The sequence below is a fragment of the Weissella sagaensis genome (genome assembly GCF_005405285.1).
GTDB classification, from domain to species: domain Bacteria; phylum Bacillota; class Bacilli; order Lactobacillales; family Lactobacillaceae; genus Weissella; species Weissella sagaensis.
Genome location: NZ_BJDT01000009.1, coordinates 43,515 through 67,792 on the forward strand (window position 1 = coordinate 43,515; position 24,278 = coordinate 67,792).

20 protein-coding genes are annotated in these 24,278 nt (G+C 36.0%); 1 reads left to right on the plus strand and 19 read right to left on the minus strand.

Annotation, left to right across the window (positions count from 1 at the left end):
- Positions 1-141: 141 nt before the first annotated feature.
- The 19 genes from FFM55_RS08275 to FFM55_RS08365 form a co-directional block, all read right to left on the minus strand.
- Entirely contained in the window at positions 142-1,644 is a 1,503-nt protein-coding gene (locus FFM55_RS08275) for a gluconate:H+ symporter (RefSeq protein WP_042494311.1), read from the minus strand.
- Between the two features lie 162 nt (positions 1,645-1,806).
- Positions 1,807-3,558, minus strand: a complete 1,752-nt coding sequence (locus FFM55_RS08280) for a DUF2207 family protein (RefSeq protein WP_137600893.1) — start codon at positions 3,556-3,558, stop codon at positions 1,807-1,809.
- Positions 3,540-4,094 (minus strand): LemA family protein, encoded by a 555-nt coding sequence (locus FFM55_RS08285; RefSeq protein WP_042494305.1) that lies wholly within the window; start codon positions 4,092-4,094, stop codon positions 3,540-3,542. Before FFM55_RS08285 ends, FFM55_RS08280 begins: the two co-directional genes overlap by 19 nt.
- Positions 4,095-4,217: 123 nt before the next feature.
- Positions 4,218-5,654: a PH domain-containing protein gene (locus FFM55_RS08290; RefSeq protein ID WP_170999683.1), complete on the minus strand. Its 1,437-nt coding sequence runs from the start codon at positions 5,652-5,654 to the stop codon at positions 4,218-4,220.
- Positions 5,644-6,111, minus strand: coding sequence for a PH domain-containing protein (locus FFM55_RS08295; RefSeq protein ID WP_042494301.1), 468 nt, complete (start codon positions 6,109-6,111; stop codon positions 5,644-5,646). The genes FFM55_RS08290 and FFM55_RS08295 overlap by 11 nt, the downstream gene beginning before the upstream one ends.
- Before the next feature lie 163 nt (positions 6,112-6,274).
- On the minus strand, positions 6,275-7,807 hold the full coding sequence (gntK, locus tag FFM55_RS08300) for a gluconokinase (RefSeq protein ID WP_137600895.1): 1,533 nt from the start codon (positions 7,805-7,807) through the stop codon (positions 6,275-6,277).
- Positions 7,808-7,904: 97 nt separating this feature from the next.
- Positions 7,905-8,876: a 3'-5' exoribonuclease YhaM family protein gene (locus FFM55_RS08305; protein ID WP_137600896.1), complete on the minus strand. Its 972-nt coding sequence runs from the start codon at positions 8,874-8,876 to the stop codon at positions 7,905-7,907.
- A gap of 13 nt (positions 8,877-8,889) precedes the next feature.
- Positions 8,890-11,220 carry an ATP-binding protein gene (locus tag FFM55_RS08310; protein WP_170999684.1) on the minus strand — a complete coding sequence of 777 codons (2,331 nt, stop codon included), beginning with the start codon at positions 11,218-11,220 and terminating at the stop codon, positions 8,890-8,892.
- Positions 11,210-12,403 carry a metallophosphoesterase family protein gene (locus tag FFM55_RS08315; protein WP_137600898.1) on the minus strand — a complete coding sequence of 398 codons (1,194 nt, stop codon included), beginning with the start codon at positions 12,401-12,403 and terminating at the stop codon, positions 11,210-11,212. The genes FFM55_RS08310 and FFM55_RS08315 overlap by 11 nt, the downstream gene beginning before the upstream one ends.
- 110 nt (positions 12,404-12,513) lie before the next feature.
- On the minus strand, positions 12,514-12,858 hold the full coding sequence (locus FFM55_RS08320) for a YlbF family regulator (RefSeq protein ID WP_042494292.1): 345 nt from the start codon (positions 12,856-12,858) through the stop codon (positions 12,514-12,516).
- A gap of 56 nt (positions 12,859-12,914) precedes the next feature.
- Entirely contained in the window at positions 12,915-15,110 is a 2,196-nt protein-coding gene (locus FFM55_RS08325; protein ID WP_137600899.1) for a transglycosylase domain-containing protein, read from the minus strand.
- A 1-nt stretch (position 15,111) separates the two neighbouring features.
- On the minus strand, positions 15,112-15,579 hold the full coding sequence (locus tag FFM55_RS08330; protein WP_137600900.1) for an arginine repressor: 468 nt from the start codon (positions 15,577-15,579) through the stop codon (positions 15,112-15,114).
- A gap of 148 nt (positions 15,580-15,727) precedes the next feature.
- Entirely contained in the window at positions 15,728-17,413 is a 1,686-nt protein-coding gene (argS, locus tag FFM55_RS08335) for an arginine--tRNA ligase (RefSeq protein ID WP_137600901.1), read from the minus strand.
- On the minus strand, positions 17,413-17,721 hold the full coding sequence (locus FFM55_RS08340; RefSeq protein ID WP_137600902.1) for a hypothetical protein: 309 nt from the start codon (positions 17,719-17,721) through the stop codon (positions 17,413-17,415). Before FFM55_RS08340 ends, argS begins: the two co-directional genes overlap by 1 nt.
- Before the next feature lie 111 nt (positions 17,722-17,832).
- Entirely contained in the window at positions 17,833-19,359 is a 1,527-nt protein-coding gene (locus tag FFM55_RS08345; protein WP_137600903.1) for a UDP-N-acetylmuramoyl-L-alanyl-D-glutamate--2,6-diaminopimelate ligase, read from the minus strand.
- A gap of 5 nt (positions 19,360-19,364) precedes the next feature.
- A complete protein-coding gene (locus FFM55_RS08350) occupies positions 19,365-19,988 on the minus strand; it encodes a non-canonical purine NTP pyrophosphatase (protein WP_228179753.1) in 624 nt (207 codons plus the stop codon).
- 2 nt (positions 19,989-19,990) lie between these two features.
- Positions 19,991-21,337, minus strand: a complete 1,347-nt coding sequence (locus FFM55_RS08355) for a bifunctional folylpolyglutamate synthase/dihydrofolate synthase (protein WP_240006017.1) — start codon at positions 21,335-21,337, stop codon at positions 19,991-19,993.
- Positions 21,338-21,394: 57 nt separating this feature from the next.
- Positions 21,395-22,546: an AraC family transcriptional regulator gene (locus FFM55_RS08360; RefSeq protein ID WP_137600905.1), complete on the minus strand. Its 1,152-nt coding sequence runs from the start codon at positions 22,544-22,546 to the stop codon at positions 21,395-21,397.
- A 774-nt stretch (positions 22,547-23,320) separates the two neighbouring features.
- Positions 23,321-24,076 carry a DUF1542 domain-containing protein gene (locus tag FFM55_RS08365; RefSeq protein ID WP_228180000.1) on the minus strand — a complete coding sequence of 252 codons (756 nt, stop codon included), beginning with the start codon at positions 24,074-24,076 and terminating at the stop codon, positions 23,321-23,323.
- Between the two features lie 95 nt (positions 24,077-24,171).
- Between FFM55_RS08365 and FFM55_RS08370 the strand changes: the two genes are divergently transcribed.
- A partial coding sequence (locus tag FFM55_RS08370; RefSeq protein WP_168388718.1) for a transposase occupies positions 24,172-24,278 on the plus strand: 107 nt, incomplete at its 3' end.

Sequence of the window (24,278 nt, forward strand, 5' to 3'; positions counted from 1 at the left end):
TAAGTATAAACTGACGTACAATGAGTTACCAGCTTTTATCTGATGTATTTAAAAAATTTTATTGATGACAGTATATTAAAAAACGCCATTAAGGTTAAAAACCTGATGGCGTTTTATTATTAACAATTTATTTTCGCATGACTATGAAAAAATAGCTGACAAAATTAGAATAACAATTAACCCAACAACTGAAATTAAGGTTTCTAATACCGTCCAAATTTTCAAAGTTTGTGGTACATCTAAGTCAAAGAATTCCTTAAACATCCAAAAACCAGCATCGTTAACGTGTGAGATACCAACTGAACCAGCACCAATTGCCAAAACAACAAAGGCTGGATTAACAGCTGTTTGACTAGCAACTAATGGTGCGACAATTCCTGCTGTTGTCAAACCAGCAACCGTTGCTGATCCAACTGAAACACGTAAAATCAAAGCAATCAACCAAGCAAAGATAATTGGCGAAAGTGATGTGTGTGAAAAGGCAGCTGCGATAGCATCAGAAATACCACCTGCAGTTAAGATTCCTTTAAACGCAGCCCCACCGGCAATAACCATCAATAAGTTAGCAATTGACTTTAGGGCATTCCCCATTGAATCACCAACTTCACCCATGGTACGACCTTGCTTTGGTCCCATTGACCAAATTGCAAAGGCCATTGCAATAACCATAGCAATAACTGGATTACCAAACATTGCCACAATTCTATCAAGCGTTGATGGGTCGGCTATATAACCACTTTGAGCAGCATGTGTCATAGCTTGCCATGCATCATCCCCAATTTTACCAGAATATACTTGCTTACCACCATTGATGGTTAATGTATAAATCGTTGAAATAAGCATGAAAAATACAGGCATCAATGATGTTAAAATTGCCATCCCAAATGATGGTGTCTCTTCTAGTTTAAAGCTTTTTACTTCACCAATTGCATCTAGTTTCTTAGTGATTTTAAATGCTTTTGGCTCAACCTTTTGAATAAAGCGTGTAAACAATGGTCCTGCTACTAGCATTGCGACAACCGCAACAACAATACCATACATCAAGACGATACCAATATTAGCACCTAAAATGTTGGTAACAGCTGTTGGAGATGGCTGTGGTGGCAAAAATCCTTGGGCAGCTGACAAAGCTGCAGCCATTGGAATACCTAGATAAAGCAATGGTACGCCTGCCTCAAGAGCAATCGTAAACACAATCGGAATCAAAACAACTAGACCAACTTCAAACAACAATGAAATTCCAATAATAAACGATGCACCAGCAACAGCCCATTGCAAACGTTTCTTACCAAATTTTTCAATTAAGGTCGTTGCAATTCGGTATGATCCACCAGAATCAGACACCAAACGACCAATCATTGATCCAAAACCAAAGACAATAATCAGTTCACCCATTGTACCGCCGATACCGTCTTTTAAGGCATCCGCAATACCGGCTGGGTTCATTCCCAAGCCAAGTGCAACTAAAATTGACGTAATAATTAATGCTACGAACGTATTAACGTTCAATTTCAGGATGAAGAATAGCAAAACGGCAATTCCTAATACCAAAATCAAAAATGGCCAAATATTAAAACCATTCATTAACCATTGATATAGGCCAGTCGCTTTGTCAGTCGTCAATCCTGTTAGCATGGTAAACATATATACTAACCTCTACAATCAAAAATTTTCGCCAACATGACATTTGTAAGCGATTACTCAACCAGATTATTGTACACCTTTTCACGAACCAAACACAACTAGCAAAATAAAAATGACCAATTATTTCATAAAATGGTCATTTTTTCTTCACATTTAGTAGGGCTAACGGAAACCACCACCACCAGATCCGCCTCCAAAACTACCGCCACCACCGGCACTGGTTGAGCCACCACCACCGGATGAACGCGTCTGTGTTGCGACTGTATGACTAAAATGGTTAATCATCATAAATGGATGCATTGAACCATAATAATAAACACTATCTTGTTGATAATTAGGGTAAACTTGTGCCAATTGATCCGCTACTTCCTCTAAAATGCCAAAGGCTGCAGCTGCAATCATCAATTCATCCCACAAGCCAACTTCTTGAGGTGTCCGTTCAGCTAACAAAGTAAATTCCTGTAGGTAATTCTTTAGTCGTGCTAAATTTTTTTCAACCTCTTCCCCAGCTGGTTTCTTTTGAAAACCAACTAGCCAAGAAGCCATCTGATTAGCACGATCTCGTTTTTTATCACCAGTTTTCGTACGCTTTGTTTCCTTTTCATAAATTAAATTATGACTTTCAGCATACTCACGGCTATAATTCGTGTACGCTTTCGTTAGTTGAACATGACGTTTACTACTATAATTCAAATGCTTTGCTAAGGATTTCTGCGTCACCACACCATCAGTAGCTGCTTCGACCATCATTTGATAAAACTTTTTAATTGGCGTCGGTGCATCATCTGCCACGGGATGCTCCGTTAATACAAATTGTACACGTTCTTTACCACGTTTATTTGGTTCATCCTGCATGACAATTTGACCATCCTTAAGCAGTTGTAACAATGCCAACGTTAGGAAATTATCAAGCACTGTTGTCGATGGTAACAGCGAATTAAAGAAAATATACGTGTTATAAATATTATTTGTTGGTATTTCACGATAATATTCTTGTTTGGTCTGCGTTTGTAGTGTCGTCATCTTTGGGTAGTACTTACGATATGAGCGATACCTATTAAACACGCAAAATACGATTCCAAAGAAACCAATACCGATAACCGCTATTACGATATAAGCAATTCTGGTACCCTTATCATTATTAATGGTCTCGCCGTTTTTGTAATCATGGTAATCATAATCACTTCCTTTAAAAGCTTCTTTCATATAAGAATCAAAACTACGCGATGTTTTGTAGGCTGTCTGATACGTATTTTTGGGGATTTGCACAATCATTTTCACAAAATCGTCTTCAGTCGTTGTCGCCGTACTTTTCATTGTCGCCTGACCATTACGAAAGGCAGTCTGGCCTGCAAACCCAAATGCCCAAATACCATAACCTTTATCGACCGATAATGGATGCTTAGGATCACTAAGCGTTACTTCAATATGATCTGGTGAAATGGCGACATCCTCATTTAAAAACTGCCAGGCAATCATCTGTTCTGTTTTAGTTTGTTCAACAAAATTAGTGATTTTATATTTAATCGTATAATGATGGGTCCCGTATTTGGTAATTCCCCAATTCAATTCATGACCATTTTGACCATAACGGTATGCTTTTTGTTCTCTCGTGGCATCTGTATCCCATGTATTTGCCCGCTTAAACGCCCGGCCATCCATACTAACTTGATAATCAGACAACCTTTGTGGGCCTACTAATTTAATCGTCTTATATATTTCGCTACCTTCATCAGCTGTCACAGACCAATTTTCAGTAAAAGTTGCCGCACCTTGATCATCCAAAGCAACGTTAATAGTCATGTTATTAACAGTTTGATCGGCAGATACTTTTGGTATAAATGCTAAACAAAATATAATCAACGACAAGACAGCGGTCAACAAACTATATTTTTTTAATTTTTTGGATCCCATTGTGGCATTTCCTGCTTTCCATCAGTGTTCTTAAAGTAAGTTTCCTTCGTGAATCCCATTGGTCCAGCAATTAAAAAGTTGGGAAAAATTTGAACCGCGCGATTAAGTTTGGTCACAGTATCGTTATAAACCATCCGTGAAAGGCGCACCTTATTTTCAAATTCATCCACCGCCGTCATTGTTTGTTGATACACACCACTCGCTTTTAAGTCCGGATATTGTTCAGCCAATGCATTCACAACTCCTAATACACTAGCAAACTGTTGTTGATCATCATCAATATCCGCAACTGATGCTCGATCAGTTACACTGGTTCGTGCATTTACAATTTTTTCTAATGTTTCTTGTTCATATGATTGATACTTTTGCGTTGCCTGCATTAAATTGGTAATAGCATCCCAACGACTTTCTACCTGTGCTGCAATCTGCCCCATTGCATTGTGTACATTTTCTCGTAACTTAATTAAATTGTTGTAAATTGCAATCAACCAACCAATTAATAAGACAATAATGACGATAATAATAATCCAAACCATCAATTTTCCCCCTTTTTTACCCAAGCGTCACAATAATTTTGTTATCGTTCCCCATCTATTCCTTATAAATCATCTGTATTAAGCTATTATAACATTTTCTGACTACAAGCCCTTTTAACCAGCTTATTCTGCAAACCAGCTATAAATTTTGTGAGCATCTTGTCGTGGTAAATAGCGAATTTTAAGTGACGTTTCAACATTGCCATTACGCACACTAATAATTAAATGAGCTAAAGTAGTCCGTTGCATAAAAATACTTTGCTTAATTTGGCATGATTGGATATTTTTCTTTGGCAGATAGTAGGTCTTTTTGCCAAAAAAATGACCAATTTGAATTCGTAACATATCTTGATGCAAAATACCTACCCCAGTTGTGCGACCAGCATAGCTCCCTAAAGACCAAGCTAGTGGTAATAGGATGAAAGAACCTACACCATACGGCCACCAAAAAATACAGATACCAATACTAATCACTAATGCTGGCAACCCAGTATTACGGATGATTGCCCATTTACCACGCCGACTTGCTTGTAACCATTCTGTTGGCTTAACATTTTCTACAGATAACCATTTAACGAAGCGGTGTGCAATTTTATGAGATGCCTTATTTTGCACAACTGGGATAACGACCACATTACCACTTTGTTCATTATCAGAGGCATTAGCAGCAACTAATGCCTGGATTGTTGTTAAATGTAGTAAATGGCGTAACCAAGATTGTTCAAAAACAACACTTTGAATCCGATTTAAACGCACCGTCACTTTATCTGTTTGAAAAAAACCTTTTTGCATCGTTAATTGTTCATCGTACGTTGTTGTTTTAAAATGATAGTATCGTTGCACGATAAAACAATATGAAGCAAACGCGGCTAATACTATCAGGATGATAATATCCCAAAAGATGACTTGCTCAGTTTGTTGACTAAAATTTTTAATCATGCCATCCATAACCCCATCTGGTAGCATATCGTCTAGTCGATTATAAATAAATCCTAATCCTAATAAAATAGGCACAATACTAAAAGATGTTAAGGCATATAAATTCAAATCACGCCATTTAATTTGATAGCGCTGACTAATTTGCTCGTGTTGCTCGACTTTATCAATATCAAGTATTTTTTCAGAACTATTTTCATTACTTGTGGCATTTTGTTTCAACTTTTCTAGTTGTTTAACCTCACGCATGCTAATGACTGGTAAATTCACCTCAGCTTGTTTATCAGCTTGCGCCGAAGATGCCACTTTTAAATTGACTAACCCTAATGGTTTCATAAAAAACCACTGCTTCGTTTGAAACGTCTGAATTTTAGGATAAGTTAAATGTGTTTGCTTTTTATTAATTAAACCACGCTTAATCACAATTTCATGTTCATCAATGGCATAAGTAAATGTCACATAGCGTAGGATTTCAATGACTAATACTATACAAACAGCTAACAAAAGCCACCACCATAAGCGATTCGCAATGGCCAACACCAACAATATCCACCAATCTTTGACAACTTGCGTTAAAAAAACAATAATTGCTGCTGGATGCAAATGTTTCGGCTTAGCTTTCATAAACATCCTCCTCTTTTGCAAGGTCCATAATTTTTGTTTTTAATTTGGTTGCTGTCTGTCGATCAACACCACCAATTTCATGAACCGCCGCTGCTGTATGAATCTTTACAGACTGTAATTTTTTAAATTGCAATAATGGTCCCGCAGATAAGGTAACATCTTGAATTCGTAAAATTGGTACAGCTGTCGTCTTTTTGATGAAAAAACCAGTTGTCATTTCAACATCATGATCTGAAATTTGATAACGCCAAAATTGATAACGATACGGAATCAAAATAAATTCACCAACTGAAAAAATAATCCCTATCATGGCAATAATTGCTATTATCCACATTGGCCATTTTAAAAAATAAAAACCACATACCATGCCCACTATAACAATTATTTCAATTAATAAATTCAACGACGCTTGCAAACGCCATACTGATTTAATACTTTCAGGTAACTGTTGTCCCATTAATCAATACCTACTCCCTTATTTAACTAGTTATACAATATCATGGTCATTTTTTTATGACAAATAATTTTTACTATAATATTGCAACTAAAAAGCTCATGAAACTGATCTATAGCGACCAGCCTCATGAGCTGTTATTATCTTTTTAATTTAAAAATTGATGCTATTTCTTAATATGCTTACGTTGGTAATCGGCAATTGCTGAATACTCTGTTTGCAATTGTCGTGATAAACGAATAAAAATTGGGCTCAATTCACGATATGCTTCATAGTTGTCTGGATTTGGTTGGTATGTATTTGCTTCACCAACCATATCACCAATAACTTCTAAGTTATCAACAAGTCCCAATGCCTTTTGTGCCATAACAGTTGCAGCTAGTGCTCCTGATTCAAATGCTTTTGGCACAGTAACCGGTTGCTCAAAGATATCCGCAGCCATTTGACGCCATAGTGGTGAACGAGCAAAGCCACCTGTTGCTTGAATAGCAGTCAAATCACCGACAACTTCTTCTAGTGCAAGTGATACCATATAGATGTTAAAGATGATACCTTCAAGGACAGCACGAACCATATGTGCACGAGTATGATTATGCGTCAAACCAAAGAATGAGCCACGTGCATTAGCATCCCAAATTGGTGCACGTTCCCCACCTAGATAAGGATGGAACAATAGGCCATCTGCACCAGCGGGAATCTTAGATGCGATTTCTGTTAATAGATCATATGAATCAATACCTAGTAGTTCAGCTGTTGACTTTTCTGAGTCAAACATGTTGTCTCGTGCCCAACGGAAGACATCCCCCCCGTTGTTAACAGGACCACCAACTACCCAGTGATCCTTATCAAGTGCGTACGTAAATGTACGTCCTTTAGGATCAATCTTAGGGGCATCAGTTACAACACGAATAGCACCTGATGTACCAATCGTGACAGCAGCAACTCCCTTTTGGATAGCATCAACCCCTAAGTTTGACAATGGACCATCCCCAGCACCATAAATAAATGGTGTCTCAACATCCAAGCCCATCTCGGCTGCATATGCCTTATTCATACCTGTTTCAATCGTGTATGGATCTACTGGTTCTGGCAACTGTTCTTTGGTAACACCGGTAACTGACAAAGCTTGCTTGTCCCACTCTAGGTCAAAAATATTAAACAAACCAGTACCTGAAGCAATTGAATAATCCATGCGGTTTGCACCAAACAAACGGTTAAACAAATACTCCTTAATACCTAGGTAGTGCGCTGCTTTATTGTAAATATCAGCATGCTCAGACTTCAACCAAAGTAACTTTGACAAAGGTGCCATTGGATGAATAGGTGTTCCTGTTTTACTGTAAATTTCTTGGCCAACACCATTTGCTTTTAATTCTTCTGTATATTTAACGGCACGTGCATCAGCCCAAGTAATAACACGTGTTAATGGCTGCCAATCCTTATCAAAGGCAATCAAAGAGTGCATTGCTGAACTAAATGATACACCTAAAATCTTACCATCCTTAGCAACCCGTGTAACTTGTGCCATTGCATCAGTAAAAGCTTCCCAAATTTCATCTAAATCTTCTTCAGCCATATCTGGTGCATCACGGTATAACTTGTATCCTTTATTTGCACTAGCGACAACATGCCCCTTAGTATCAAATAAGACTACTTTAGTAGACGTTGTTCCTAAGTCCACTCCGATTAGGTAATCCATTAATATATCCTCTCACATCTTTAAATATTTTATAATTGCTTCACTACTAATTTTATGTAAAAAAATTACATTTTGCAAACGTTATCACGAAAATGATTTACTTTTCTGTTTCGCTATTGAAACTAGCACTTTCTGGTTTATATACACTACGATTATCTAATGCCCATTGGCGGGGTGAAAATTCACCAGGCTTAGTTTGTTCAAGTGCATTATCAAATGCCTGCATACCAGCATCCAATTCATCTAATTGATGTAAAATATTCGCTTCTTTAATCATTGGTTGAACTGGCGAACCATATTCTAACAAACCATGATGTGCTAATACAGTATGTCGTAAAACTAACATATCTTCATTGTGTAAATCAATCTTTAATTCAGTTGCTGCTAAAACAATTTCTTCATCAACTAACACGATATGACCAATTAAACTCCCCGCTGTCGTATATTGCGTAGCAACAGGTCCTGATAATTCAATTACCTTCCCCAAGTCATGTAACAAAGCGGCTGCATATAATAAACTAGCATTCACTTGTTCGTATTGCTTAACAATTGCTTGCGCTAAATGCACAATTGATAATGTATGGTATGCTAGTCCGCCTGCAAAAGCATGATGATTAGCTTTTGCTGCCGGAAATTTTAAAAAAGCATCCTGATACTTTCTTAAAATATGACGGACAATACGTTGCCAATTGGCGTTTGTAATTTGAAAAATAATGGCTGATACTTCATCTGCCATTTCTTGCTTTTTCATTGGTGCTGCCACGATAAAGTCGGCTGCATCTTGTGGCTCACCAACTTGTGTCAATCGGATTGCCAACACTTTTAATTGCGGTTTTTCTTGATAAGCTTGTCGAACTGCTTGAATATAAACCACTTGCCCTGCTTTTAATTTAGATACTTCATCTTCCGTTGCATCCCATTTCATGCCTTTAATTGTCATTGAACGATCCGCCAACTGCAAAGCCATATAGCGCTTGCCTTGTTGCGTCATCCTTACTTCAACTGATTTTAATAACGCAAATGTATCGACACGTTCATCTAATTGGTATTCTTTTAATGTTTTTGTCAAAATATCCCTCCTATTATGACCGCGCTAATGTAATAATATTATCACCTGGAACCTGACGGCCAGTAAAATAAAAGATTTGTTGGTCATCTGTTCCTAACTCTGATAACACTGTCATCATTGCATCACGGCGCTGATCATCAAAGTCTACGAATGCATCGTCAATTAATAAGGGTAATTGAAGCATGCTAGCAACATTTAACACAAATGCCAGTCGTAAGGCAACGTATAATTGCGAAGCTGTCCCTTTTGATAATTGATTAACCCCTAACACCTTACGATCATTACGAACAACCTTTAATAAAGTTTTTGTTTGTTGAACTGACTGATAGTGATTATTTGTCAAACGTGCAAATAAAACACTGGCTTGTTGTAACAAATTAGGGAGTCGGTCAATAATGGCTGCGTTTAATGCTTGGCGAATCCATTCACTTCCTAGTCGATCAACAAAATATTGTTTTAACTGTTGATTTACCATTGTCACTTGATTAGCCACCATTTGTTGTTGATTTTCAATTGACGTATCCGTCCGTAAATTTTGTAATTGTACATTAATCTCAGCTAATTGTTGATTGACTTGCGCTTTTTCACGCTGAATACGTTGTAATATTTCTTGATTTTCTGATGTAGATTGTGGCTGATTCTTAACAGCATCCTGTGCTGCTAATTCGTGCATATCAGCCCCTTGTAATTGTTCTTCTAACATTTCAGCTTCACGATGCAAATCATTCACTTGGCGTTGTGCATCACGTCGTTGGCGTAATGCACTTTCATCCTTCACACCTAATTTTTGATATAACGTTTGCAAGGTTTGCTGCAAATTTTTACGCTGTAATTGCTGTTGTCCCATCGTCTCTTGTTGCGCATGTACTGCCATTAAACGACTGCGATATTCTTTTGCTGATAACCCTTCACCTAACCAATTTAATGACACCTTCACATCAACTAACTCCGATAACATTGCTTGTTGGTCTTGAAAAGTTTGGTTCGTTGCTAGTAATAAATCATTTACTTTTTTAATATCATTTTGTGCTGTCATAATATCTGCAACAGTCATTTGTTGATAGACACTTGGTAAGACATTATTTGATTGCGCATGAGTTGTTGGGTTGTTTTTATTTTGTCCGAACCACCAACCAATCATCAAGCAAATTATCAACATGAAAACACCAATTACAATATGATTGATTAGTAATGTCATCATTAATAAAACAACACCAATTATAGCAGCAATTAATAAACTTTTATTATCAGCAGATTCAGCCTTAACTGATTGACCATTCAGTTTTGCTTTTTGTTCATCTGTTAATAATGGTGGTAGTTGCTGCCAGTGATACTTTGTTAAAACATCTTGTTGTGCCTGCATTGCGGCCGCTTGTTGCTTCGTTAAATCGGCTTGCTTTTGGTCAAGTTCTTCTAATTTATCAATGGCATCACTAGCACTCTCAACTTGTTTCTTTGTGATAGCTGTCGTCACCATCATATCGTCTAATGATGTCAATTGTTGCCGTATACGTTCAGCTTCATCAGCAACTGTTAAGTCTAAAGGTTTGCCTGCTGCTTGTACTTGCTGCTTAATTTTATGCCATCGTTGATAAACTGGTAATAGATGCATTTGAGCTTGTTGATGCGTCATCTGACTTTGAATTTGCGTTTGCCGTTGTTGCAAGCTTTGCAGACGCTGGGTTAATGATTGTGCATTTGTTTGTAGCTTATCCAATGAAGGCTGTTGGCTAATCGTAACTTGTAGTTGTTGCCGTAGTTGTTTTAATTGTGCTAAAGATTGATTAATTTCACGATGAGCTGTTTTGGTAGTCCCAAATTTGGTTGTTGCATTCTTTTCCCATTGATTTGCGACATCTAACCAATCTTGTGCACCTGGGGTAGCCAAGGTACGTAAATAAGCAGCAAAATCATCTGGTTTTAACGAAAAGATAGCCATTAACGCTTCCTGATCAAAACTAAAAATTGCTAAATATAGTTCACGATCAACAGGCCCCAATAACTTAGTCAACATTGCCTCTGGATCTGCAAAAACTTGTCCCGTAGCAACTGCGGTTAATGTCGTCGTTGTTTGCGTGCGCCCTAATCGTTCTAATTCATATAATTGATTATCTACTTCAAATTGAATACGTCCACCATAAGGACCTTTATCTAATGGTTCATACGTGTTGATTTTACGCCCTTTAGCCTGAGGAAACCCAAAAATCATATCAAATAAGAATTGATGTAATGTGGTTTTTCCAGCTTCATTTAATCCTTGCACAATTTGTAATCCTTGCACAAAATTAAAGGTTTGCTGGCTAAATTGCCCAAATCCAACAATATGTGCTTGTTTAATCCACATAACCTTCATCCCCTATCTGCGATACTTGTAATTGGGTTTGAACAGCTGATTCAAGTTCCGTTAGTGTTGCTGGATCCAAAAAATAATCTAACACATCACCATCTGTTACTTGTTTTAAACCTAATTTTTGCAATTGCTCTAAATTAAAAACACTTGCCACTGTTGCTGACCAGTATTGATCAGCAACTGCTGGTAAGCCCGCTATTTTTTGTTTTGGTTGTCCTGTTATTTCATAAATAAAGAACATATCACTTGGTTGTGCGGCTGCGACAAATTGCGCTAATAATTGTTGATTCGTAATAGCTGATAAAACAGTCGTTTGATCTGTCTCAATCTGCAACGAGATTAATTCAAATTCTTCTTTATGAATAAACTGCTCACGTACCTGTTGTACAACCATATTTAAATCACGATCAGTTTGTACTTTTTCTGTAACCCACGTAATTGGTGCAACTGGTGTAAAGGTTGGCACCAATTGTTGTGAATGACTTTCTACCATGTAATAACCTTTAGGACCCGTTTCCGTTTTATCTAGTCCTTGAATACTACCGGAATAACCAATGAATGGTTGTTCTTGTAGCGTTTCACGCACATGAATATGGCCGAGCGCCCAATAATCATAATGTTTTTGTTGCAAGGCTTGTAAACTAAACGGCGCATAATCACCAACACCAGCTTCGCCTAATGCACCATGATATAAACCAATATGCCAATCAACGCTTGTATTTTTCATTGGAAACTGTTCAACTTGGTCAGTCATTATATGCCGTTGCGTATATGAAAAGCCACTGATAGCGACTGTTTCGTGGTTTGCGGTTTGTAAATGGTGTGTTGTCACTTCAGCAGGAAATAAAGTGACATTTTCAGGAAACGTTGGTATTTGCTGCCAATTATTAACATAATCATGATTACCAAAAATAATATAAACCTGAATTTTTGCGTCAGCTAGCCGTTGTAATTCATTTACCAAATCTAGTTGTGCTCGTGCATCTGGGGTTGTTGTATTAAAGGAATCACCTGCTAAGACCACAAAGTCTACAGCTGCTACAATTGCGTCATCCACTAAACGATGAACTGCAACTTGCTTGGCGGATTGTAATTTTTCTTTTAACCAGCTTGGCGTAATTGATAAACCACCGAATGGATTACCAAGGTGTAAGTCACCAGCATGAATAAACTTCATGTCATTGATCTCCTTTATTTGCTTTTATCCTTATTATATTTGAGATTCGCTACAAAAAAAAGAGTGAGACAACATTGTCCCACTCATTAGTAAAACTAAGAATTTTATACTTAGTTTTGACCATACAATTCTGCAATTGGCTTTGTAATAATATTGTTAATTTCCATCAACAATTGGTTCAATCCTTTTTCAGCCGCAAGCATCTGCTTTAATGAATCAAATTTTTCCATTTCATTTGCAATTTCTTGCCATTCTGTAACTTGACTTTCATCAGGTTCTGTACCAGCTTGAACTGCTTGGTTAATTTGTCCTTGTGCATGTTGGAAACGTGAAAAGACTTCTTTTGCTTCAGGTTCGCCATCAACTGCAGCAATTGCGTCACGAAGCGTCTTGTATTGTGCTGTTTCTCGTAAATCATCAGCAACGGCATTGACATTATCGTAAATATTTATCATAAGTATCCTTTTCCCATCTTTTGTAATATATTCATTATCTCATAATTACTATTTTTTTAAAACTCTGGTAATAATGATTGAATACCTGACCAAGCCTTTTGAGCACCATCTTTAACGTTATTCCAAGTTGATGAGGCACCTTGTTTAATTTCATCACCAATACCATTAATGTTATCTTTAAAACCATTTTGAGAAGTAGACTCATTATCTTTAGTTGCAGCCATTTTGCTGCGCACACTTTTTGTTTTAAACTTTGTTTGTTCTGTATTAGGAATTACTTGCTCAAGTGTTGTTTTCATTAACGGCCCTGAGGTTTGTGACAAATATGCGGAAATCGTATGACTGGCATCTGTCTCATCATACCCTGACCAAGTTGTTACGACGACATCTGGTGTATAAGCAATTGCCCATGAATCAGTCGCATTGTCACTGGTTGAATCTGTTCCTGAAACTTCAGTCGTTCCTGTCTTACCAGCCACATCATAACCAGCTGGATCAGCACTAGCACCAGTACCATGGGTATAAACCCCTAACATCATCGACGTCATTTCATTAGCAACTTTTCTTGACCATAGACGCGTATGCTTTTGCTTTGCTTGCACAATCGTTTTGCCGGAAGCATCAACAATTTTAGTAATAAAATGACTCTTACTCATTTGACCATCGTTTGCAAAACTAGTGTAGGCCTGCGTCATCTCAAGTGGCGTCACACCCTTCTTCAAACCACCAATTGCCAAAGCTAAGTTTTTATCAGATTTTGTCAACGGCAATCCGGCTTTTTTAGCAGCATCATAACCTACTGATACACCCATTTGATCTAGTAACCAAACTGCTGGTATATTGTATGAATTTTCTAAGGCTTGGTACATTGGAATTTTATCACTAGTATAATCACCATAGTTAGATGGTGAATAACCATTTGTACCAAAACTCATCGTACTATTCTTTAAATCAGAATCATATGAAAAACCACGTGATAACGATGGTCCATAGTCAACAATTGGTTTAATTGTTGATCCTGGTGAACGGCGTGATTGTGTTGCACGGTTAAATCCTCTAAAGACATGTTCACCCCGACCACCAATAATTGCGCGAACACCACCTGTTTTAGCATCCATTACAATCGATGCTGCTTGGGAACCATCCCCAATTGGATTTAAATTAGGATTTTCATAATCAGCTTGTAGGTTTGCTTGATCATCTTGATTTAGTGTCGTATAAATCTTATAACCATTATTTAAAATATCTTGTTCTTTTAAATGATAAGTATTGATTGCTTCATTAATAACTGAATCAAAGTAATAAGGATAGTTATAATTTGAATTGTCTACCTCATGGTCCACTGCATTAACTGGTAAATCTGCATTATAATCAGCTTGTGCTTGTGTCAAATACTTGGTTGCAACCAAGTTTTGCAGCACTTGATCACGACGATTTTTGGCAGCATCTTGATACGTTAACGGATCATAGCCATTTGGCGATTGTAACATACCAATCAACATCGCCCCTTGTGAAACTGATAGGTCAGCGGCATCAACACCAAAATATTTTTTAGAAGCATCTTGAATACCCCACACACCGTGACCAAAGTAAGCATTATTTAAATACATCGCCAAAATTTCATGTTTTGAATATTCCTTTTCAACTTCAATTGATAAGAATAGTTCGCGTGCTTTACGAATAATGGTTTGGTCTTGACTCAAATACGCATTTTTTACTAATTGCTGCGTTAAAGTTGAACCACCAACTGACACATGGCTACCGCGAATGCGATACCAGATTGTTGTCAATACACCACGGGTCATGCCTTTAATTGAAAAACCATGTTCACGATAAAAATGACGATCTTCGGTTGCAATAACCGCATTCACTGCATGGGGAGAAATATCACGAAACTTAACATACGTTCCTTTTTGACCGGATAAACTACCTGCTTTGTTACCAGCATTATCATAAATTTCCGTTGTTGATTGTAATTGCTTTTTTAAATCAGTAACATCTGTTGTCTTCGCTTCAAATGTTCCCAAAACACTCACAACGAGAAAGAGTGTTAAAAATAAAGTAATCAACCAACGATTAACTTGAAATCGATGCCAAAAAGGACCAAATGTCCGACTAATCCATGCATAAAATGGTTGGCAAAAACGTTTATGCCATCGAATAAATGGTGCAAAAAAATGTTTTAACCACTCAGTAACTGGAGCTGTTTTTTGTTGCCACCATTCTTTTAATTTTTTTAAAATATCTTTCATATTATTGCATCCACTTATTAAATTGTCCTGCAATATCAATTGCAACAATAGCTGAGGTGGTCGTCACATAAATCGTATTATGTCCGGCTAACGTGCCCACAACTTCTGGAATATCAGCATCATCAATCATTGCGGCCAATCGATTACCATTGCCTTGCGTTGTTTTCACGACAATCATAAATTCAATTGGTACAACGGAACTAGCCATATCAGCAAATCCTTGTGTTATTTTATTGCCTTCATGTGCATACATTGTCATTTGATCAGGCATAACTTGATAACGTGATTGCCCCTTGGCATCTGGTTGTCGCACAATCCGTAACTCTTTAATGTCACGAGACACAGTTGCTTGCGTTACTGCAATTCCTGCCTCCTGTAAGCGATGCAAAATCTCTTCTTGAGAATCAATCACGTCATGCGCCAAAATTTCAAGAATCATCATTTGGCGTTCTTGTTTTTTTAAAGCCATGTTTCATTCCTCTTTACAATTTAGTTCCTACCACGAAAGTAGTTTCACCTGCTTTATTTTAACATATTCGACTATTTAGCTTAAATTTTACTATATATACTAAAAAAAGGGCCTAGACAATATTGTCTCAGCCCAAGTCAAATCAATTTTACATCTCTTTTGGTGCTTTAACACCTAATAAGCGTAGTGATTCTGTCAAAATATATGATACTGCTGATACTAATGCCAAACGTGCATTTAGTTGATCATCCTCAACTAAAATCTTCGAATTAGCATAGTACTTGTTAAACGTACGTGATAAGTTTAGTGCATACTTTGCAATAACTGATGGTTCGCGATCACGCCAAGCGCGACGAACAATATCACCAAAGTTTGCAACTAATTTTTCAGTTTCCCAAACATTATCATCGTTAATAACTAAGTTAGTCAAATCTAATTCTGGATTACCAGCCTTGCGCAAAATTGATTGGGCACGTGCATTGGTGTATTGCACATATGGACCAGTATCGCCTTCGAAACGAACTACTTCCTCAAGCTTAAAGTCAAAATCACCCAAACGTTCGTTCATCAAGTCGTGGAATACTACCGCTCCAGTTCCAACCTCATGGGCAACTTCTTCTTTATTTGCTAATTCTGGATTCTTTTCGTTAATTTGTGCCGTAGCTAACTTAACTGAATCTGCCAAAACATCCTTCAACAAGATGATTCGTCCTGATCGTGTTGATAGTTTCTTGCCATCAACAGTAATCATACCAAATGGAATATGTTCAATGTCATCAGACCAATCATAATCCATTTTCTTCAAAACAGCCTTCATTTGCTTAAAGTGTTCACGCTGCTCACCACCTACAACGTATAATGACTTCACAAAATTATAATTATTCTTACGGAAAATTGCAGCCGCCAAATCACGAGTCATGTACAATGTTGCACCATCAGTACGTTGAATCATGGCAACATTTAAGTCTTCATCACTCAAATCAACAACTTGTGCACCCTGAGACTCAACCAATAGGTTCTTGTCCTTAAGTGTTTGAATAACTGCATCCATCTTGTCGTTGTAAAAAGCTTCACCATTAAATGAATCAAAATCAATATCTAAGTCATCGTATAATTCCATAAATTCTTTCAACGATTCTTCACGGAACCATGACCATAATTGATGCGCTTCTTCATCACCATCTTCAAGTTTCTTAAACCAAGCACGACCTTCATCATTTAATTCAGGTTGTGTTTCAGCCTCTTTGTGGAAACGAACATAGTATTTTACTAATGTATTAATTGGATCAGCCTTCACTTCTTCTTCAGATCCCCAACGCTTGTAAGCAGACATTAGTTTTCCAAATTGTGTTCCCCAATCACCTAAGTGGTTAATTTTGATTGGTTGATAACCATTTGCCTTAGCAATTTCTGCTAATGAATTTCCAATAACGGTTGAACGTAAGTGGCCCATTGACATTGGCTTAGCAATATTAGGTGATGACATATCAATTGTAATATGACCAGCTTCACCATCTGTATTATGACCATATTCAGTATTACGTAATACGTCAGCTAGAGTCTCAGCCCCAAATTGGGCTTGATCCAAGAAAAAGTTAACATAGGGACCAACAGCCTTCACATCTTTAAAGCTCTCAGTATCAATATCAGACACAATGTCATTAGCAATTTGTTGTGGTGCCATTCGGCGTGACTTTGCTAATAAAAATGCGGGGAAAGCATAGTCACCCATGCTAGCATCCTTAGGTACTTCAATTTTTGAAAGAATTGTCGCATCATCCAATTCAGGAACAACTGCAGCAATTTTTTGTGCAATGTGACTCTTGTAATCCATTATGCTTTGTCTCCTTTAGCATCATTCTTATCTGTATCTTCATCCTCTTCTTTTTCAGGACGCGGTGCAGGATTATCAGTTTTTACCAAAATTTTTGTATCTGACATACGCAAAACAGCACGATGATTATATTCATTAACTGTTGCATCATCCTCAGGATTATTTTCAGTAATCACTACTAATAATGAATGCTCATAAATTTTTTCAACAATTCCTTTAAAGTCATGTTCAAAATTTGCGAATTTTTTTCCGGCAACTAAATCGCCTAAATCAAATTCTGATGTATTTTCTACTGGATCTTTAGCCATGCTACTATCCCCTTTACTTTAACAACTGAGGTCATTTTTTATTTCATTAACAATTTAGTTAGTCATTTTTATGACAATTCTATAAATTATAACAAATTTTACATCTAAAAACTAGAACTCTAACTCAGAATCTATTCTTTGTGCAACAGCCCAATCATTTTCATATGGTGTATCAACCCCATTAACCTTTTGATATTCGTCTAACCCTTTGGCAGCTAAAACGACTACATCGGCCGGTCCAGCGTTTTTTATTGCCTCTGTAATAGCAACTGTCCGATCTAATTCTCGATAAATTGTCACATCTGGATTCGTAATGGCTGTTTGAATTTCATCAGCAATTTTATCAGGATCTTCATATTGTGGGTCATCACTGGTTAGATAAACAATATCTGCTCCTTCACTAACAGCTTTACCAATGCCTGGGCGACGTGATACCCCTTTATTTCCTGGTGCACCTACAACAACTGTTAATTTATTGACAGATTCATTTTGACGAACAAACTGCAATAATGCTGCAATTGACGCATAATTATGAGCATAGTCAACATAAACGGTTCCGTGTGACTTTGTATTTAATACTTGCATGCGGCCAGGTACTTTGACAATTTTTAGTCCTTCGACCATTGCTGGTGCATCAGCGCTAACTAAACGCGTTGCAATAATTGCAGCTAATGCATTACTTTGATTGAAATCACCCGGCATATCAAGTGTATATTCCCCATTAATATGTAGATGTTGCGCTTGTTGACCAACTTCACGCACATTAAAGACGCTACCATGTAAGTTTGTATCGGTTGCTTCGAAATAGGCATCAGCCTTTGGTGAGTCAGCATCTTCTTTCCCATATAGCCAAATACCATCACGTGGAACATTTAATGCCGCATGTTCAATTAAGGTACCAAAATAGTCACTGTCAGCATTCAATACAATTTGTTCGGAATGATCAAATAACATCATTTTATGAGCTAAATAATCTGCAAATGTTGGATGCTCGTTTTCACCAATATGATCAGGACTAATATTTAAAAAGATACCCACATTATAACGTAATCCATAGACACGACGCATCTTAAAGGCTTGTGAAGACACTTCCATTACCATATGAGTCATACCGTTATCAACGGCTTCGCGCATCCAACGGAATAAATCAAGTGATTCTGGTGTTGTTAGATGGGCACGATAATGAAACTTAGGCTCATTCCCCGTAATAACTTGTAATGTTGATGATAAAGCCACTTTATCATTTGTGTAAGCACGTAAAATTTCATATGCCATATAAGCTGTTGATGTCTTGCCTTTAGTACCTGTAATCCCAATTAATGCTAAATCATTTTGTGGATAACCATAATAAGCCATTGCCACAATACTCATTGCTGCGGGCACATCATCACTTATCCAAGTTGGTAAGTCGGTCGTCCCTTTAAAATTTTGCGGTGCAACAATTGCTATAGCCCCATCCTTAATCGCAGCATCTAAATATTCAGTTTTAAAATTACCTTTAATGAATAATAGCGTGCCGGGCACAACTTCTTTTGAATTATAGGCTAAATGTTTTATTTCACCATCAAATTCAGGTGCTGATATTAATAAATCTTGATCAGCTAATAACGTTGTAATGTTATCTGCAGTGAGTGTCATGCCATTTAGTCCTCTTCTTTACTTTCTTTTTTTAATTCGCCAGCTTGTTGCAGTTGGTTTTTCATTTCTATTGCAGCACGGCCCCGATGCGCATATTTTACACGCTCAGGCATATCAATTTCTGCAAGTGTCTGTCCATTTTCAGTCTCTAGTAGCTCATCTAATCCATTGCGATTACCACGTGGTTTTGTTACTAGTTTTACACCACCTTTACCTTGTGACGTATAGACCTTATTTTGAGGTGAAATCACCACAAAATGTGCTAATAAGTACGCATCTCTTGCAGCGGCTGCTGGCATCTGTGCCAACACATACTGATTAATTTCATCATCACTATGTAATTGATGGGCTTTAAATTCACGCATTGTTGTCACACCAAAATGATCAGGGATAGCAGCAATAAACAATGCTGAATCATCGGCTAAAACATATTCATTTGGTAACAATTGATGAACTGTTTGGGCCTTCACTAATGCATTTTTAGCCATATCATCTGTTGTTTCTGGTGGGAATACAATTTGATCAATTACTTGTCGATAATTAACTCCCTCTATTCCTAATACCGCTAGATAATTAATCATTTCATTGGTTTTATGCGTATTATTTGAAGCAATAATGAAACGTGCCATGATTAAATACCTTCCTTTTCAATCGCACGTAAGGTATAAACTGATCCAGTTACCACGATAAGTGCTTTAGATGACTCCCGAACTTGACGTGCTAGTGAAATAGCTGCAGTTGAATCATCCGCAATCTCTACATCCACATCACTAGTTAAAACAATTTTAGCAGCTAATTCGTCAGCTGACATAGCATTTTTCGAATCCGGTGTCACTGCTATAATTGTCGCAACATATGGTAACAATTCATCTAACATTTCTGCTGTATTCTTACCTTTAACCAACCCTAGAATAACAGTTGGTTTAAATGGTAGATGCCAAGAACGAATTGTAGCAACTAAGCTTGTAATACCATGTGGGTTATGCGCCGCATCATACAAAATATTATGTTTACTATCAAACTCCATCCGTCCTGTGATTTTAACATGAGCTAACGCTTCGGCAACTGCGATATCAGATAACGCAATACGCTTATTTTTTAGAATGGTTACAATTTGTAAAACTGTACTCAAATTATTAGCCTGATATGCGCCTGTTAACGACAACTTTAGCCCTTCTAGTTGATCAGCATTTAATACAAGTCCTTCAGGAGAAGAACGTACTAATGTAATCTTTGGTTTGTCATACGGATTCCAAATAGCTTCTACTTGATTTGCCTTATCACGTAATATTTTAAACACGTTAATATCTTGACCAGGATAATTAACTATCAAACTACCTGGTTTAATCGCACCTGCAACGTTTTCAGCGATTTTCAAAAGATTATACCCCAAAAAATCTGAGTGATCATCAGAAATTTTTGTAATTGCAACAACTAGTGGTGAATCGATAACATTAGTTGCATCACCAGTTCCCCCTACACCAGCCTCTAAAACTGCAAATTGCACCTCTTGTTTTGCAAAATGGCACAGAGCAATCAATGTCCACATTTCAAATTTAGTCAATGTCTTTTCATCACCACCATGGTTTTTAATTTCAACCATAATTCGTTTGTAGTGATACATCACTTCTTTTTCGCTAATCATTTGACCATTAATAGTCACCACTTCACAATCTGTTAAAATTGCGGGCGTTGAAAAGTGACCCACACGATAACCAGCTGTCATCAAAATTTTGCTAATCATCACACCCGTTGATCCTTTACCATTTGAACCAACAATATGAATAACAGACAGGCGTCGTTCAGGATGCCCAATCCACGATAAAATTTCTTTTAACATGCCTACACGACTATGTTTACTAGGTGATAATTGCCAATCATCACCTAAATTCGATTCAAGTTGTCGATACGTTTCAACCGTCCCCATCAGTTTATCCGGTCCTTTTTTAATATACTTCCTAACAAATAATTTTATCATAAGAAAACCTCGAAAGTTACAGTAACTTTCGAGGGATATTTCAAAAATACAAATTTTCTATTTAAGTACGCTATTTAACGTGTTTTCCTCTTCTAAACAGTCCTGTTTTTCTGATGTTGAAATTTGTTGTCGATATTCTTTGGGCGTCATACCTAACAATGATTTGAATACTTTAACAAAATGATTCGTTGTTTTAAAGCTTAGGTTGTTTGCAATATATTTTATGTTGAAATTTGTTGTCGATATCATTTTTTTAGCAACTTCAACTTTTTGATTTAATACGTATTGTTTAATTGTTATATCGTATTTTTCTTTGAATTTCTTATTTAAATATCTTTCTGAATAACCAAAATAATCACTCAATTCCTTCAAGGTCAATTTTGACTTAATATTTTCTTGAATATAAAGATTAATTCGTTCAGCCAAAGAAAGATTATGAGTGGCAAAATATCTTTTCATTTCATTAAAATAATACAAAGTAATATTCTCTAACCAAAGATTGAACGAAATCTCAACTTCTTGCGTTTCAATTTTCGCAAGTATCCTATTAAAAATATAATAGGCATTTTCAGCAGGAAAATTGTGCCGAATAGCAGCTTCATTTAGTATTGATACATAACCAATTAAAGAATCTTTCTGACCACGTAAGTAATTTTTTTTGCCAAATACATTACCATATTCTTTCATTCGCAATTCAGATTTTAAGTAATAAATTAATTTTTCTTCGTCTTGATTATTAAATGCATCTAATAGCTCAACAAAATTATCATGCATTTGTTTTTCTTCAATGGCATTAAATTTTAGTGTCTTATCTACTGCAGTCACTGCATCTTCTAAATAAAATGAATACATTGACCAATCAGGTGCTGTTTCATCTTTTAATAATTGATAAGCAAATTGTAAAACTGGTTTTACTTGTGGCGTAAGTGTAAACAATGCTAAATTTCTGCTTGAATACAGTGGCGCAGATAATTCTGGCTGCATCACAAGATATTCCTGATCACCAAAATTAATGACTAAATAAAAGCTTTCAGCATCTCGTACCAAATTGTATGATTTATCTACACATACATCTAAAATCTTATAAATATTTGTTGATGCCTTATTAATAAGATTCCCTTGTATTTTTTTGTGCGCATTTTTTTGATAATAATCAATATTCATTTCTAATAATTGACCTAAAAATTCTACATTACCTAATTTATCCATAAAACTCTGCCTATTCTTTTTTTATTAATTCATTTATATCTTCAAAATTATTACCATAACAATAGTAAGTATTTCGCTTATAAAGACAGTAAATTTATGATTTCTAAAACTCTAGTTAACCTAGTCTACAATTTTATACCATTTCCAGAAAAGCTAATTTTTGTACTATTTAAATCATAAATGTAATTATTTTATATTGACTAAACATAAAAAAACTTTAAATGATGTTTTAGTATAATCGAGTTTACATTTGCTTTTTAACCCCAATAATTATTTTCAGTTTTTTAATACGTATTTTCGGTTAAAAATGGTAATACAATTGTCTATAACACCCCCTATGACGGGTTAATATCATTAATTTACTATCTAAAAAACAATATTTTTTCATTCCTATAAACATATAATTAAAAAATGAATCCTAGACTATGTAAGTTCATTCCCATAATAACAAAGAAAAACAAAAGTAACTTATTATGCATGTTTTTAGTTACTATTTTGGTTTATTTATTACTATTTTATTTTTTAAAGTTTCATTTCAACCAACTACTTTAATAAAAAAGAAAAAGATACAAAGATCAGTTAAAGTTATAAAAATGTAGTTGCACAACATTCAATCAAATAATTGCTATTATCACTACCGTTTGGTATACAGCTAATAAAAAGGCTTAAGAGTCTGCCAATTTCGTCAGATTCTTAAGCCTTTTTCACAAACATTTTAAATTACGTTTAAAAGTTTTATGCAATTTAAAATACACGAATTATATTTCTATATCCTTACTCTGATTTCTTCTTATTTCTTATTAAAGTTCCTCCTAATGAAATCATAGTGATTAGCAATAATAATTCTGCCAAAATATTGTTGAAACGTTCTTGCTCATTAACGTCTACATTTGTATTTGGTAAGTTTAGAGAATTACTATCCTTACTTCTATCATCAACATTATTATTAATTTGATCATTTGTACTATTGTTAGGTATTAATTCGTGAAGAGTATTATTACTATTTTCATTAATGTTATTTGTAGAATTTTCGTGATTTATTGTATGTTGCACATCACTTATTTGACTAACTTCAAAATTCAACAAATTTAACACGGCATTAATTTTGTTAATACCATTATTCATATCCTTCATAACTTGTTCAATAGTTACATCATTATTAATATCATTGAGCGCATCGCTATATATCGTATTAACCATATTAATTAACGCTGTTTGCTGATTAATATTTAATATTGAATCCTTGATTTTATTAATAACACTTGTTTTTGCATCATTAAGTTTAGCAATAGCATTGTTTTTAGCAACCTGTAAATTAGCTAGGTCCTTTATTTTGTTTAGACTTGATATACCCGCTTGTTCAACATTTGTCACTTCATTCAAGCTTGTTGCATCTTTAATATGACTAACTGTTATATTCACAGTCTCCATGATTTGATTAATAAATTCATGCTTTTGTTTATCTGTCAAAGCATTATTATGATTAATCGTATTCATTATGTTATTTGCAATTTCATTAATATGACTAATCGCAACTTCTTGTGCATTGCTCCTATCCTAGTATTTGGTACATAAATTTCTGAACAGTTGTGCCATAATTAATAAAACAAGATAGGAGCATTCCAATGAAACGATATCAAGATGATTTTAAAGCCAGCATTGTGAAGATGCATCGTGAAGAGAAAAGATCTATTCGCTCGCTTTCCGAGGAATACGGTGTTTCTCCAGCCGC